This window comes from Actinosynnema sp. NPDC053489, assembly GCF_044544865.1.
Classification (GTDB): Bacteria; Actinomycetota; Actinomycetes; order Mycobacteriales; family Pseudonocardiaceae; genus Actinosynnema.
The window spans coordinates 61932-78381 of record NZ_JBITXT010000007.1 but is presented as its reverse complement, the minus strand read 5'-3'; the positions used below and the strand labels follow the sequence as shown (position 1 = coordinate 78381).

Annotated in this window: 5 protein-coding genes; 4 read left to right on the top strand and 1 reads right to left on the bottom strand. The window is 74.4% G+C overall.

Translation table 11 applies throughout. From position 1 onward, the window contains the following. Positions 1–91: 91 nt before the first annotated feature. The 4 genes from ACIGNX_RS17645 (at position 92) to ACIGNX_RS17630 (ending at position 16129) form a co-directional block, all read left to right on the top strand. Complete coding sequence (locus ACIGNX_RS17645) at positions 92–1420, top strand: lysine N(6)-hydroxylase/L-ornithine N(5)-oxygenase family protein (protein ID WP_396541208.1); 1329 nt, start codon at positions 92–94, stop codon at positions 1418–1420. A 68-nt stretch (positions 1421–1488) separates the two neighbouring features. Continuing rightward, positions 1489–2496, top strand: a complete 1008-nt coding sequence (locus ACIGNX_RS17640) for an iron-siderophore ABC transporter substrate-binding protein (protein WP_396541206.1) — start codon at positions 1489–1491, stop codon at positions 2494–2496. A gap of 89 nt (positions 2497–2585) precedes the next feature. After that, entirely contained in the window at positions 2586–15938 is a 13353-nt protein-coding gene (locus ACIGNX_RS17635) for an amino acid adenylation domain-containing protein (protein ID WP_396541204.1), read from the top strand. After that, on the top strand, positions 15935–16129 hold the full coding sequence (locus ACIGNX_RS17630) for an MbtH family protein (protein WP_396541202.1): 195 nt from the start codon (positions 15935–15937) through the stop codon (positions 16127–16129). Before ACIGNX_RS17635 ends, ACIGNX_RS17630 begins: the two co-directional genes overlap by 4 nt. On the opposite strand, the gene ACIGNX_RS17625 is transcribed toward ACIGNX_RS17630, so the two are convergent. Next, the gene (locus ACIGNX_RS17625; RefSeq protein WP_396541200.1) at positions 16116–16430 is read right to left on the bottom strand and encodes a DUF6191 domain-containing protein; all 315 of its coding nucleotides are present in this window, start codon (positions 16428–16430) and stop codon (positions 16116–16118) included. The two genes, ACIGNX_RS17630 and ACIGNX_RS17625, sit on opposite strands and share 14 nt — an antisense overlap. Between the last annotated feature and the right edge of the window lie 20 nt (positions 16431–16450).

Here is a 16450-nt window from a genome sequence, read left to right as displayed (position 1 = left end):
CTAAGCAAATAGAGGGCTGGATCACTCCCACGGACGATCGACTTAGGTTAGGGTAACCAAAGTTCGATCACCTCGCACCGATGGGACAGCCATGCCACAGCCACCGGTCTTCGACGTCCTCGGCGTCGGCTTCGGGCCGTCCAACCTGGCCCTCGCGATCGCCGTGACCGAGCACAACGCCACCGCGCGCGCCGAAGACGTGGTGACCGCCCACTTCCTGGAACGGCAGCCGCGGTTCGGCTGGCACCGCGGGATGCTGCTCGAGGACGCCACCATGCAGGTGTCGTTCCTGAAGGACCTGGTGACGCTGCGCAACCCCAACAGCAGCTTCACGTTCCTCAGCTACCTGCACGAACAGGGCAGGCTGGTCGACTTCATCAACCACAAGAACCTGTTCCCGCTGCGCGTCGAGTTCCACGACTACTTCGAGTGGGCCGCCGGTCGGGTGGACGACCTGGTGTCCTACGACCACGACGTCGTGGACGTGCGGCCGGTCACCGAGGCCGGCGAGACCACCCACTTCGACGTCGTCTCCCGCACGTCGACCGGCGAGGTGGAGGTGCGCCGCACCCGCGACCTCGTGCTCGCCACGGGGCTGCGCCCGGCCCTGCCCGACGGCGTCCACGCCTCCGAGCGCGTCTGGCACAACCGCGACTTCCTGCACCGCGTGGAATCGCTGACCGACCCCCGCCGGCTCGTCGTGGTCGGCGCGGGCCAGAGCGGCGCGGAGGTCACCGCGTTCCTGCACGAGCGGTTCCCGGCCGCCGAGGTGTGCGCGGTGTTCGCCCGGTACGGCTACAGCCCCGCCGACGACAGCCCGTTCGCGAACCGGATCTTCGACCCGGCCGCCGTGGACGACTACTTCGCCGCGCCCGAGCCCGTCAAGCGCAAACTCCTAGACTACCACGCGAACACCAACTACGCGGTGGTCGACAACGACCTGATCGCCGAGCTGTACCGGCGGGTGTACCGGGAGAAGGTGCTGGGCCGGCAGCGGTTGCGGCTGCTCAACCTCTCCCGCGTGGCCGAGCTGGAGGACCGCGCCGACGGCGTGGTGGTGACCGTCGAGTCGCTCGCCACCGGGCTGCGCGAGGTGCTCGACGCCGACGCGATCGTCTACGCCACCGGCTACCGCGAGGCCGACCCGACCGCGCTGCTCGGCCGACTGGCCGCGCGCTGCGCCCGGGACGCGCGGGGCAGGCTCGACGTCGGCCGGGACTACCGGCTGGTCACCGACGACGACCTGTCGGCCGGCCTGTACCTCCAGGGCGGCACCGAGCACACGCACGGCATCTCGTCGTCCCTGCTGTCCAACACGTCCGTCCGGGTGGGGGAGATCCTCCGGTCCGTGCTCGCCCGCCGCGCCTCGGCGGTGCCCCCGCGGCCCCGGTACGCGGTCGGCGCCTCGCGGATCGGCTGAACCGCCCGCTGTTGTCGCACAACCCAGTAACACGGCGCGGGTCGCGCCTGCCGAAAGGGAAATCCTCGATGTCCACGAAGTTCAAGCTGGTCGCGGTCGTCTCGGCCGCGGCGCTGGCGCTGGCCGCCTGCGGCGGCGGCGACGCCGGTTCCGCAGGGGCGAACCCGACCGGCGCCGCCGCCGCGGGGGCGTTCCCGGTCTCGGTCGAGCACAAGTACGGCACCACCGAGATCAAGGCGGAGCCGAAGAAGGTCGTCACGCTCGGCCTGTCCGACCAGGAGCCCGTGCTGGCCCTGGGCGTGAAGCCCGTCGGCGTCGTGGACTGGTTCAAGGAGCGCCCGTTCGGCAACTGGCCGTGGACCAAGGAGCTGTGGGGCGACACGCAGCCCGAGATCGTCGGCGAGCGCGACGAGTACAACCTGGAGAAGGTCGCCGCGCTCAAGCCCGACCTCATCCTCGCGGTCTACTCCGGCATGAAGCAGGAGCAGTACGACACGCTGTCCAAGATCGCGCCCGTGGTCGCGCAGCCCAAGGCGTTCCCCGACTACGCCGCGCCCTGGCAGGACCAGACCCGGCACATCGGCAAGGCGCTGGGCAAGGCGCGGGAAGCCGACGCGCTGATCGACGGCGTCGCCAAGCGGTTCGCCGACGCCAAGGCCGCCCACCCCGAGTGGGCCGGCAAGACGATGGTCGTGGCCGACAGCTTCAAGCCCGGCCAGTACTCCGCCTTCGCGCCGACCGACCCGAAGGCCATCTTCATGAAGGAGCTGGGTTTCACGCTGGTCGATGAGATCGGCAAGCTCGCCGGTCAGCTGAACGTGGCCGAGTTCAGCGAGGAGCGGTTCGACCTGCTCGACGCCGACCGCCTGGTGTGGCTGATGTTCGACCAGAGCGCCTGGGAGCGGGTCAAGTCCGTGCCCGCCTACCAGCGGCTCAAGGTCGTCACCGAGAAGCGCGACCTGTTCCTGACCTACATGGACCCGCCGATCGGCGCGGCCATGTCGTTCAACACCGTGCTGAGCGTGCCCTACGGCATCGAGCAGGTCGTGCCGCTGCTCGAAGCGATCAAGAACTAGTCGACCGCCGCGCGGGTGGGGGCGTCGACGCGCGCCCCCACCCGCGGTGTGCCACGGGGAAGTCGGGAAGGAACGGGAAGGTCGTGACCATGGCGCTGCCCTTGACCGGTGCTCAGACGGGTGTCTGGTTGGCCCAGCAGCTGGAGCCCGACAACCCCGTCTACAACGTGGCGTGGTACCTGGAGCTGCGCGGCCCGGTCGACCACGACCGGCTGGAGGCGGCCGTCCGGCGCACCCTCGCCGAGACCGGCGCGCTGCACGTCCGCTTCACCGAGCACGGCCAGGTGCCGGTCCCGCCGACCACCGACGTCACCCTCCTGTCCTTCGACTCGGTCGCCGCCGCCCGCGACTGGATGGACCGGGACCTGGCGAGCCCGACCGACCTCGCCGCCGGCCCGCCGTTCCACCACGCGCTGCTGCGCATCGCCGACGACCACGTGCTGTGGTACCAGCGCTACCACCACCTGGTGGTCGACGCCTACGGCTGCGTCCTGATCGCCCGCCGGGCGGGCGAGCTGTACGAGGGCGCGACCGAACCGCGGCCGATGCCCGTCCAGGCGCTGGTCGACGCCGACCTCGCCTACCGCGACTCGCCCGCCCGCGCGGCGGACCGGGAGTTCTGGCACGGGAAGATGGCCGACCGCCCCGAGCCGGTGCGGCTCGTGCCGCGGGCCGCCGGCCAGGTGCGCGAGGTCGTCCGCCGCACCGTCGAGCTGCCGCACCCGGTGACCTCGCGGCAGGTCTTCGCCGCCGTCGCCGCCTACACCCACCGCGTGACCGGCGCGTCGGACCTGGTGCTGGCCATGCCGGTGACCGGCCGGCGCGACGCGGTCAGCCGGGTCACGCCCGGCATGGCGTCCACCGTGCTGCCGCTGCGCGTCACCGTGCGCCCGGACAGCACCCTCACCGACCTGGTCGCCGCCGTCGACCGCGAGATCCGCGCGGTGCTGCCGCACAGCGCCTACCGCGGCGAGGACCTGGCCCGCGAGCTGGGCCTGCGCGACGGCATCCCCGAACTGGTCGGCCCGACCGTCAACTACCTGGGCTTCGGCCGCGAGATGGGCTTCACCGAGCTGGAGCCCGCGTTCCACATGCTGTCGCTGGGACCGGTCAACGACCTCACCACGTCGTTCCTCCAGCGCGCCGACGGCAGGCTCGTCGTGACGTTCGAGGCGAACGCCGCCGTGTGCACGCCCGAGCGGCTGGCCGACCACCAGACCCGGTTCCTGCGCGTGCTCGCCGCCGACCCCGACCAGCCGGTGGCCTCGATCGACCTCGTGGACGAGGCGGAACGCGCCGAGCTGCTGAGGTTCGGCACCTCCCCGCGCGAGGTCGACGAGGTGACCTGGCCGCGGGCGGTCGAGCGCCAGGCCGCCCTGCGCCCCGACGCCGTCGCCGTGGTCTGCGAGGACGTCCGGCTCACCTACGCCGAGCTGAACGCCGCCGCGAACCGGCTCGCCCGCGCCCTGGTCGCCGCCGGGGTCGAGGCCGAGGACGTCGTGGGCGTGGCGCTGCCCCGCTCGGCGGACCTGGTCGTGACGCTGCTCGCGGTGATGAAGGCGGGCGCGGCCTACCTGCCGCTGGACCCGGACCACCCGCGCGACCGGGTCGACCACATGGTGGCCGACGCGGGCGCGAAGCTGGTCGTCACCCCCGACACCCGCTTCGAGCTGCCCGAGGACGACTCGGACCCGGGGCTGCCGATCGCGTTGGACCAGGCCGCGTACGTGATCTACACCTCCGGCTCCACCGGGCGCCCCAAGGGCGTGGTGGTCGCCCACGAGGGCATCGGCAGCCTCATCGCGACCGCGGTGGACCGGATCGGCGTCACCCCGGACAGCCGGGTCGTGCAGTTCGCGTCCGTCGGCTTCGACGTGGCCGTGTGGGACCTGTGCATGTCGCTGGGCGTCGGCGGGCGGGCGGTCGTCGTGCCGTCGCACCGCCGGGTCGCGGGGGAGGAGCTGACCTCCTACATCGCCGCGCACGGGGCCACGCACATGATCCTGCCGCCGTCGCTGGTGGCCGCGCTGCCGCCGGAGTGCGAGCTGCCCGCCGGCGCGGTGCTGGTCGTGGGCACGGAGACCGTGCCGACCGAGCTGATCGCCCGGTGGGCGCGGCGGCTGCGCGTCGTCGCCGCGTACGGCCTCACCGAGGCCACGGTCAACTCGACGCTGTGGCCGGCCCGACCCGACTGGACCGGGCCGGTGCCGATCGGCGCGCCCGACCCGAACACCCGCTGCTACGTGCTCGACTCGGCGTTGCGACCGGTGCCGGTCGGCGTGGAGGGCGAGCTGTACGTCGGCGGGCGCGGCCTGGCCCGCGGGTACCGGGGGCAGGCGGGGCTGACCGCGTCCCGGTTCGTGGCCGACCCGTTCGGCGAGCCGGGTGCGCGCATGTACCGGACCGGTGACCGGGCCCGGTGGCGCGCGGACGGCAACCTCGACTTCCTCGGGCGGTCGGACGCCCAGGTGAAGATCCGGGGGTTCCGGATCGAGCCGGGCGAGGTCGAGAGCGCGCTGATGGCGCACCCCGGCGTGGCGCAGGCCGCCGTGCTGGTGCGGGAGGACCACCGGCGGGTGAAGCGGCTCGTCGCGTACGTGGTCGGCACGGCGTCGCCGGCGCAGGCCCGCGAGCACGTCGCCGGGCTGCTGCCGGAGTACATGGTGCCGTCCGTCGTGCTGCCGCTGGCCGGGTCGCTGCCGTTGACGCCGAACGGCAAGGTGGACCGGGCCGCGCTGCCGGAGCCGGACTGGACCGCGCTGGGCGGTGACGCGCCCGCCACGAACCCCGTCGAGCGGACCGTGGTGGGGTTGGTCGAGGCGGTGCTCGGGGTGAAGCCGGGCATCCACGACAACTTCTTCGAGCTGGGCGGCGACAGCATCGTGGCGATGCAGCTCGTGTCGCGGGCGCGGGCGGCGGGGTTGGAGTTCACGCCGCGCGAGGTGTTCGAGCACCGGACCCCGGCGGGGCTGGCGGCGGTGGCGCGGGAGGTCGGGGCCGTCGCCGTCGACCTGGACGGGCTGTCGTCGGGCGTGCTGCCGGCGTCGCCGTTGCAGGAGGGCTTCTTCTTCCACGCCCGGTACGACACCGACGACTCGTACGTGGTGCAGGAGGTGCTGGGCCTCGACGTGGACCGGGAGGCCGTGCAGGGGCTGCTCGACCGGCACCCGTTGCTGCGGGCGGGTTTCCGCCAGTCGGACCGCGGGCGGGTGGAGCAGGTGATCGCCGAGTCGCTCGCCCTGCCGTGGCGGGAGTACCCGGCGACCGACGACGTGGAATCCGTGCTGGCCGCCGAGCGCGCCGAACCGTTCGACCTGGCCCGTCCGCCGCTGGTGCGGGCGGCCCGCCACGGCGACCGCCTGGTGCTGACGCTGCACCACATCCTGCTGGACGGGTGGTCGGTCGGCCTGCTGCGGCGGGAGCTGGCGGGCGGCCGGGTGGAACCGGTGGACCACCGGCGCTACTTCGCCTGGCTCGAGAGCCGTGACCGGGAGGCGGCGCACGAGGCCTGGCGCGCGGCCCTGTCCGATGTGGACGGACCCACTCTGGTGGCCGGAATTGTCGTACCTCCGTGGGAGGATGAAACCAGGGCTCCCCTGGGAGGGGACGCCCGCGAAGCCCTGCGGGCGGCGAGTGGTGGCCGGGCGGCGAGTGGCGGCCGGGCGGCAAGTTCGGGTGCCGGGTCGGCGGCGGGTCAGGCATCGCCCCGGCACGGGGAGCACCGCGTGCGGCTGGGTGCGGAGCTGAGCGCGGCGCTCGTCGGGCAGGCCCGGCGCCGGGGGCTGACGCTCGGCACCGTGCTGCACGGCGCCTGGGGGTTGCTCCTCGGCGGCCTCACCGGGCGCGCCGACGTCGTCTACGGCACCACCGTCGCCGGCCGGCCGGCCGAGGTGCCCGGGATCGAGCACGCCGTCGGCCTGTTCATCAACACCGTGCCCGTCCGCCAGCGGTGGCGGGGCGGGGACGGCCTCGCGACCGCCTTCGACCGCCTCCAGCGCGAGCAGGCCCGCCTGCTGGACCACCAGCACCTCGGGCTGGCCGAGATCCAGCGCGTCACCGGGCACGGCGAGCTGTTCGACACCCTCGTCGTGGTCGAGAACTTCCCCGACCTGGTGGACGACGTGGAGATCCGCGACCGCGTGCACTACCCGCTGGCCCTGATCGCCCTGCCCGGCGAGCGCTTCGAGCTGCGCCTCAAGCACCGCCTCCCGGACGCCCGGGTCGCCGCCCTCGCCGAACGGCTCGTCGCCCTCCTCACCGCCTTCGCCACCACCCCGGACCGCGCGATCGCGAGCCTGGGTCTCGTCTCCGCCACCGAGGCCGAGTGGCTGGCCCGGCAGAACGCCACCGCCGTCACCGTGCCCGAAGGCACCCTGGTCGACCGGATCGCCGCGCAGACCGCCCGCACGCCGGACGCCGTCGCCGTCGTCCACGACGACGTCACCCTCACCTACGCCGAGCTCGACCGCCGGGCCACCGCCCTGGCCCGCAGGCTCCGCGCCGCCGACGCGGGCGACGTCGTGGCCGTCGCCGTCCCCCGCTCCGCCGAGCTGGTGGTGGCGCTGCTGGGCGTGCTCAAGTCCGGCGCGGCCTACCTGCCCCTCGACCTCGACTACCCGGCCGACCGCGTCGAGTTCATGCTGGCCGACTCCGGCGCGACGACGGTCGTGCGGCCCGAGGACTGCCGGGACGGGACCGCGCCCGACGTGGAGCTGCCCGCGCCCCGCCCCGACCACCCCGCCTACCTGATCTACACCTCCGGCTCGACCGGGCGGCCCAAGGGCGTCGTCGTCACGCACCGCGCGATCGTCAACCGGCTGGCGTGGATGCAGCACGAGTACCGCCTCGCCGCCGACGACCGCGTGCTGCAGAAGACCCCGTCGAGCTTCGACGTCTCGGTCTGGGAGTTCTTCTGGGCCCTGTGCGAGGGCGCTGCCGTCGTGCTCGCCAAGCCCGACGGCCACCGCGACCCCGCCTACCTCGCCGACCTGATCCGCCGGCACGGCGTCACCACGCTGCACTTCGTGCCCTCCATGCTCGCCGCGTTCCTCGGCGTCCCCGAGGTGCGCGAGGACCCGACGTGGTCGACGGGCCTGCGCCGCGCGTTCAGCAGCGGCGAGGCGCTGAGCGGTGACGTGGCCGCCCGCTGGCGCGCCCTCACCGCCGTGCCGCTGCACAACCTCTACGGCCCCACCGAAGCCGCCGTCGACGTCACCCACTTCGAGTACGACGGCACGCCCGGCCCGTCCGTGCCGATCGGGCACCCGGTCTGGAACACCCGGCTGCACGTGCTCGACCCGTTCCTGCGGCCGGTCCCGGTGGACGTGCCCGGCGAGCTGTACCTGGCGGGCGTCCAGCTCGCCCTCGGCTACCTCGGCCGGCCCGCGCTGACGGCCGAGCGGTTCGTGGCCGACCCGTTCGGCGCGCCCGGCGACCGCATGTACCGCACGGGCGACCTGGTGGCCCGCCGCGCCGACGGCGCGCTGGTCTACCTCGGCCGCACGGACCGGCAGGTCAAGGTGCGCGGCAACCGCGTCGAGCCGGGCGAGGTCGAATCCGCGCTGCTCCGGCAGCCCGGCGTGGCGCGGGCCGCCGTCATCGCCCGCGACCACCAACTCCTGGCCTACGTGACGCCCGCCGACGTCGACCTCGACGCGGTGCGGGCCGGGATCGCCGGTGCGCTGCCGGCCGCCATGACCCCGCACGCGGTCGTCGCGCTGCCCGACCTCCCGCTCACCCCCAGCGGCAAGCTGGACCACAACGCGCTGCCCTCGCCGACCGCCGCCCCGACCGCGCGCCGCGCGCCCGCCACCGAGCGGGAACGCCTGCTGCGCGAGGTGTTCGCCGACGTGCTGGGCCTGCCGGACCTCGGCGTGGACGACGACTTCTTCACCCTCGGCGGCGACAGCATCACCTCCATCGCGGTGTCCAGCCGCGCCCGCGGGCTCGGCGTGGGGATCAGCCCCCGGGACGTGTTCGAGCACCGCACGGTCGCCGCGCTGGCCGCCGTCGAGAACGCGCGCCACGCCGCCGACGACGCCCCGCTGCTCGACCTGACCGACGACCAGCGCCGGGCCCTGCCCGAGGCCGAGGACGTGTGGCCGCTCTCGCCGTTGCAGGAGGGCCTGTACTTCCACTCCAGCTACGACACCGGGGCGCTGGACGTCTACCTCTCCCAGGAGACGATGGACTTCGCCGGCCGGCTCGACGTCGACCGGCTGCGCCGGGCCGGCGCGGCCCTGCTGCAGCGCAACCCGAGCCTGCGCGCCGGGTTCACCGGCGACGGCGTGCCGGCACCCGTGCAGTTCATCGCACCCGTCCCAAAGATCCCGCTGCGCGTGGTCGAGGTCGGGCACGCCGACGTGCCCGACCTGCTGGCCGCGGACCGGCGGGAGCGGTTCGACCTGGCCGCGCCGCCGCTGTGCCGGTTCCTCGTGCTGCGGCTGCCCGGGGGCCGCGACCGGCTCGTCGTCACCCACCACCTGATCCTGTGGGACGGCTGGTCGGCGTGGCTGTTCCTGGAGCAGCTCCTGGAGCTGTACCGCGACCCCGACGCCGAGCTGCCGCCGCCCGGCTCCTACCGCGACTACCTCGCGTGGCTGGCGCGCCAGGACCACGACGCCGCGCTGCGGGCGTGGCGCACGGCCCTGTCCGGGCTGCGCGAACCCACCCTGGTCGCACCCGTGGACCGGTCCCGCGAACCGGTCATCCCGGCCGAGGTCCACCAAGAGCTGACCGAGGAGCTGACCGACCGCATCCGCGCGCGGGCGCGGCAGCACGGCCTGACCGCCAACGCCGTGTTCAACGCCGCGTGGGCGCTCGTGCTGGCGAGCCGGGTCGGCCGGGACGACGTGGTGTTCGGCACCGCCGTCGCGGGCCGCCCGGTCGAGGTCGACGGCGTGGAGCACGTCATCGGCATGTTCCTCAACACCATCCCCACCCGCATCGCGCTGAACCCCCGCGAGACCGTGCTGGAGCTGCTGCGCCGCATCCAGGCCGAACGCACCGCGCTGATGTCCTACGAGCACGTCGGCCTCGGCGAGATCCAGCGCGAGGCCGGGCACCGGCAGCTCTTCGACACGCTGTTCGTGCTGCGCACCGGCGACGGCGACGACCGCCAGGACGAGCTGGCCCGGCGGCACGGCGTGCTCGACGTCTCCAACGTCGACGGCACGCACTTCCCGCTGACGCTCATCATCACGCCCGGCACCCGCACCCGCGTCACCCTGGCGGCCCGGCCCGACACCTTCACCGCCGACGCCGCCGAGGAGCTGCTCACCCGCTACACCACCGTGCTGCGCCGCCTGGTCGACGCGCCGGACGCGCTGGTCGGCACCGTCGACGTGCTGCCCGACCGCGAACGGGCCGCGCTGGCCGCCGAGTGGGACGCCAGTGCCGCCCCGGTGGTGGGGGACACGGTCGCCGACCTGCTCGCCGCGCAGGCCCGGCGCACGCCGGACGCCACCGCGCTGGTGTTCGGCGACCGGCGGCTCACCTACGCCGAGCTGCGGGACCGGATCGACGCCCTGGCGCGGGTGCTGGTCAGCCGCGGCGCGGGCCCGGAGCGGGTGGTCGCGCTGGCGCTGCCGCGCTCGATCGAGATGGTGGTGGCGCTGTTCGCGGTGCTGCGGACCGGTGCCGCCTACCTGCCGCTGGACCTCGACCACCCGGCCGACCGGTTGCTGATGATGGTCGAGGACACCCGGCCGCTGTGCGTGCTGTCGACCAGGGCGGTCGGGCTGGTGCCGGACGCGCTGTGCGTCGACGACCTGCCCGACGCGCCGGACGTGGCCGAGTGGCCGCGGTTCTCGCTGGAGCACCCGGCCTACGTGATCTACACGTCCGGCTCGACCGGGCGGCCCAAGGGCGTCGTCACGCCCTACCGCGGCCTGACGAACATGCAGCTCAACCACCAACGGGCGATCTTCGCACCGGCCGTCGCGGCGGCGGGCGGGCGGCGGCTGCGCATCGCGCACACCGTGTCGTTCGCGTTTGACATGTCGTGGGAGGAGCTGCTGTGGCTGGTCGAGGGCCACGAGGTGCACGTCTGCGACGAGGAGCTGCGCCGCGACGCGGCGGCGCTCGTGGCGTACTGCGACGAGCACCTGGTCGACGTGGTCAACGTGACCCCGACCTACGCGCAGCTCCTCATCGAGGAGGGCCTGCTGGAGGGCCACGTCCCGGCGCTGGTGCTGCTCGGCGGCGAGGCCGTGCCCGACTCGGTGTGGCGGCGGCTGCGCGAGACGCCCGGCACGTACGGCTACAACCTGTACGGGCCGACGGAGTACACGATCAACGCGCTCGGGGCGTCCACTGAGGACAGCGACACCCCGACCGTCGGCAAGGCGATCCGGAACACCCGCGCGTACGTGCTGGACGCGCGCCTGCGGCCGGTGCCGCCCGGTTCGCCCGGCGAGCTGTACGTCGCCGGCGTCGGCCTGGCCCGCGGCTACCACGACAGGTTCGGCCTGACCGCCGAGCGGTTCGTGGCCGACCCGTACGGCCCGCCCGGTTCCCGCATGTACCGGACGGGCGACCTCGTGCGGGCGCGGCGCGACGGCAACCTCGACTTCCTCGGCCGCACCGACGACCAGGTCAAGATCCGCGGCTACCGGGTCGAGCTCGGCGAGGTCGAGGCGGCGCTGGCCGCCCGACCCGGCGTCACGCACGCGGCCGTCGTCGTGGACGCCGGCCCGGGCGGCGTGAAGCGGCTCCTCGGGTACGTGGTGGCCGACGCCGACCCGGCAGCCCTGCGGGAGGACCTGAAGGCGACCCTGCCGGACTACATGGTGCCCGCCGCGATCGTCGCGGTGGACGCGCTCCCGCTGACCGTCAACGGCAAGCTGGACGTGCGGGCCCTGCCCAAGCCGGTGGTCACGGGCGCGGGGTCCTCGCGCGCGGCGGCCAACCGGGCGGAGGAGGTGCTGCGCGGGCTGTTCGCCGACGTGCTCGGCGTGCCGTCCGTCGGCGTGGACGACAACTTCTTCGACCTCGGCGGCCACTCGCTGCTCGCGACCAGGCTGGTGAGCCGGGCCCGCTCGGCGCTGGGCGTGGAACTGGCGATCCGCGACCTGTTCGACGCGCCCACGGTCGCCGAGCTGGCCGCGCGGGCGGGTGGTGGTCCGGTGCGACCGCCGCTCGTGCCGGTCGAACGGCCCGCCGAGCTGCCGCTGTCGTCGGCGCAGCAGCGGTTGTGGCTGATCCAGCAGATGGAGGGCACGTCCACCGCCTACAACTTCCCGCTGGTGTTCCGGGTGCACGGCCCGCTGGACGCGGCCGCGTTCACCGCCGCCGTCGGTGACGTGGTCGACCGGCACGAAGCGCTGCGGACCGTGTTCGGCGAGCACGAGGGCACGCCGTTCCAGCGGGTGCTGCACGACGTCACGCCCCCGGTGGTGGTGCGCGGGGCGACCGAGGACGACGTGCCGGGCATCGTGCGCGACGAGGTCGGGCGGCCGTTCGACCTGCGCACCGAGCTGCCCCTGCGGGTCACGGTCGCGTCGTTGGCGCCCGACGAGCACCTGGTCGTCATCCTGCTGCACCACATCACCACCGACGAGTGGTCCGACCGGCCGTTCCTGCGCGACCTGGCGACGGCGTACCGGGCGCGGCGGGAGGGCGGGGCACCGCGGTGGACTCCGCTGCCCGTGCAGTACGCGGACTACGCGGTGTGGCAGCGCGATGTGCTGGAGGTCGTCGGGGAGGAGCAGCTCGCCCACTGGGAGCGGGCGCTGGCCGGGGTGCCGGAGGAGCTGGAGCTGCCGGTGGACCGGCCGCGCCCGGCCCGGCCCACGTTCCGCGGCGCGGACCTGGAGGTCGTGTTCCCGACCGAACGGGCCGACGCGCTGCGCGCGGTGGCGCAGGCGTCCGGCGCGTCGATGTTCATGGTGCTCCAGGCCGCGGTCGCGGCGCTGCTGGGCCGGTTGGGCGCGGGTGAGGACGTCCCGCTGGGCGCGCCGATCGCCGGCCGCACCGACGAGGCGCTGGACGACCTGGTCGGGTTCTTCGTCAACACCCTGGTGCTGCGGGCCGACCTGTCCGGCGACCCCTCGTTCACCGAGCTGGTGGCGCGGGTGAAGGAGACGTCGCTGGCCGCGTTCTCGCACCAGGACGTCCCGTTCGAGGCCGTGGTGGACCGGGTCAACCCGACCCGTTCGGCGGCGCGCAACCCGCTGTTCCAGGTGATGGTGGGCTACCACGCCCGCGGCGGCGAGGCGGCGGCGTTCGACGGGCTGCCGGTGACGTGGGTGGGCCACCCGACGACCACCGCGAAGTTCGACCTGGTGTTCAGCTTCACCGAGGTGGCCGACGGGCCGGTGACGTGCCGGCTGGAGTACGCGACCGACCTGTTCGACCACGGGACCGCGCGGCGGCTCGGCGCGCGGCTGGTCGCGCTGGTCGACGCCGTGCTGGCCGCGCCGTCCGCTCCGGTGAGCGCGGTGGACCTGCTCGCGCCCGACGAGCGGCGGCTCGTGGTCGAGGAGTTCAACCGGACCGCGCGGGCCGTGCCGGAGGAGACGTTCCCAGAGATGTTCGCCCGGTGCGCGGCCGAGCGCCCGGACGCGGTGGCCGTGGTCGACCGCGCCCGGTCGGTCAGCTACGCCTGGCTGGACGCCCGGTCGGACCGGATCGCCGGGGCGCTCGCGGCCCGCGGCGTCGGCCGGGAGTCGGTCGTGGGCGTCGCCGTGCCGAAGTCGGCGGACATGGTCGCCACCGTGCTGGCCGTGGTGAAGCTGGGCGCGGCCTACCTGCCCCTGGACCTCTCCCACCCGGCCGACCGGATCTCCTACATGATCCGGGACTCCGCCGCCCGACTGGTCGTGACCACGACCTCCGCGCCCGTCCCGGACGTCGTCGACGTCCTGGTCCTGGACTCGGACGCGGTGGCGGGGGAACTGGCCGCGGCGCGGGGACCCGCGCCGGCCGCGTTCGCCGGGCCGCGGTCGCTGGACTCGGCGATGTACGTGATCTACACGTCCGGCTCGACCGGCCGCCCCAAGGGCGTGGTGGTGCCGCACGAGGGCATCGCGAGCCTCGCCGCGACGGCGATCGACCGCATGGGCCTGACCGCGGACGGCCGCGTGCTCCAGTTCGCCTCCGTGGGCTTCGACGTGGCCGTGTTCGAGCTGACCATGGCGCTGTGCGTGGGCGGGCGGCTGGTGTTCGCGCCCGACGAGGTGCGCGTCGCCGGTCCCGAGCTGACCGACTTCCTGCGCGACCGGCGGATCACGCACATGATCCTGCCGCCGTCGCTGGTGTCCGCGCTGCCCGCCGACTGCGAGCTGCCCGAGGGCGCCACGGTCCTGGTCGGCACCGAGACCGTCCCGCCGGACGTCATCGGCCGCTGGGCCGGTCGGCTGAACCTGCTCGCCGCCTACGGCCTCACCGAGGCCACGGTCAACTCCACCCTGTGGCGGGCCGTGCCCGGCTGGGACTCCGCCGTGCCGATCGGCGTCCCGGACCCGAACACCACCGTGCACGTGCTGGACGACCGCCTGCGCCCGGTGCCGCCGGGCGTGGTCGGCGAGCTGTACGTGTCCGGTCGCGGCCTGGCCCGCGGCTACGTCGGCCAACCCGCGCTGACCGCCTCGCGGTTCGTCGCCTCGCCGTTCGGCCCGCCCGGCGCCCGCATGTACCGCACCGGCGACCGCGCGCGGTGGCGCGCCGACGGCAACCTCGACTTCCTCGGCCGCGTCGACGCCCAGGTGAAGATCCGCGGGTTCCGGATCGAGCCGGGCGAGGTCGAGGCGGCCCTGGCCCGGCACCCCGACGTGGCGCAGGCGGCCGTGGTCGCCGACCGCACGGGCGAGGTGACCAGGCTCGTCGGGTACGTCGTCGGCTCGACGCGGGACGACCTGCGCGCGTTCGCCGCCGAACGGCTCCCCGAGTACATGGTCCCGGCGACCGTGGTGTTCCTCGACGGCCCGCTGCCGCTGACGCCGAACGGCAAGCTCGACCGCCGGGCGCTGCCGAAGCCGGACTGGTCGGCGCTCACCGGCGACGACCGGCCCACGACGCCGGAGCAGAAGGCGATCGCGGAGCTGTTCGCCGAGCTGCTGGGCGTGTCGCCGGGCATCCACGACAGCTTCTTCGCCCTGGGCGGCCACTCCATGGCGTCCATGCGGCTGGTCGGCCGGATCAGGTCGGTGTTCGGGGTGGACCTCGCGCTGCGGGACGTGTTCGACTCGCCGACCGTCGCGGGGCTCGCGGGGCGGCTCACCGGGGCCACCTCGGACCGGCCGCCGCTGCGCCGGTTCGACCGCCCGGTGGACCTCCCGCTCGCGCCCGTGCAACGGGGCCGGTCGGCGGAGGTGTGGGACCACGCGCTGGCGCTGCGCGCGCGGGAGCCGTTCGACGTGCCGGCCCTCACCGCCGCGTACGCCGACGTCGTCGCCCGGCACGAGCCGCTGCGCACGGTGCTGGACGGTGACGTGCAGCGCGCCGTGCCCGGCGCGCCGCTGGAGGTCGTGCGGGTGCCGTCCCTGGACGAGGCGCTGCCGGGGTTCGCCGCCGAGCCCGTGCCGCCGGGCACGCCGCCGGCGCGGGCGCGGCTGGTGGTCGACGCGTCCGGCGCGCAGGCGCTGCTGCTGACCATGAGCTACCTGGCCGTGGACGAGTGGTCGGTGGTGCCGCTGTTCCGCGACCTCCAGCACGCCTACGCGGCCCGCCGCGCCGGTGGTGCTCCACAGTGGACCGAACTGCCGGTGACCTACGCCGACTACACCCTGTGGTCGCTGGAGGTGGTCGAGTCGGTGGGGGAGGAGCAGCGCGCGTTCTGGCGCGAGGTGCTGCGCGACCTGCCCGAGATCCGGCTGCCGTACCGGGCCGGGCGGCGAGCGGGTCGCCACCCGGCCGCCGTGATCCCGTTGCCGCTGCCTGCGTCGCTGCACGGGGCCGTCGACCGGCTGGCCGCCCGGACCGGCACCAGCGCGTTCATGGTGGTGCAGGCCGCCTTGGCCGCCGCGCTCACGCCGTACGGCACGGACCTGCCCATCGGCACGATGGTCGCCGGCCGGACCGAGGAGGCGCTGGCCGACCTGGTCGGCTCGTTCTTCAACCGGGTCGTGCTGCGCACCGACACCGCGGGCAACCCCGGCTACACCGAGCTGCTGGCCCGCGTCCGGGCCACCGACCTGGCCGCGTTCGACCACGCCGACGTCCCGGTGCCCGTCGAACCGCAGGTGGTGATCGTGCACCACGAGAAGGCGGCCCTCGCGGCGCTGGAGGGCGGCACGGGCACCCTCGAAGCCGTGCCGACCGGGACGATGGCCGCCGAGCTGGCCCTCAGCTTCTACGAGCCGCCGGACGACGGCCCGGTACCGTGCTACCTCGCCTACGCGACCGACCTGTTCGACCCGACGACCGCCCGCCACCTGGCCGACGCGGTGCTGGAGCACCTGCACCGCGCGACGACCGACCCCGACCGGAGGATCGAGCCGTGACCAACCCGTTCGAAGACCCCGAAGGCCGTTTCCACGTCCTGGTGAACGACGAGGGCCAGCACTCGCTGTGGCCGTCGTTCGCCGACGTCCCGGCCGGCTGGACGTCCGCCTTCGGCCCGGACACGCGGGACGCGTGCGTGGCCTACGTGGAGGAGCACTGGACCGACCTGCGCCCCCTCAGCCTCCGCTAGCGGGCGTTCCCGGTCCGGGGTCCGGGCGCAGCACCACGACGCCGCGATCGAGGTCGACGCGGCGCGGTGGTGCGCCCTGGGCCTCTTCCTCGCGCATCACGGCGACCGAGTCGCGGTGCTCCAGCTCCATCCGCTTGGAGCCGTAGAACATCGCGGTGATCTCGTTGACGGTCGTCGTGGCCAGCGGGGTGCCCTTGCGCTTGCGGCGCCGTTGGCGCAGCAGCTCGTAGACCGCGACCCCGACCACCGACAACGTGCCGCCGGGGATGCTCCACGCCAACACCGTCTCCACCGCGTCCACGCCTGCCCAACGGCGCGGGC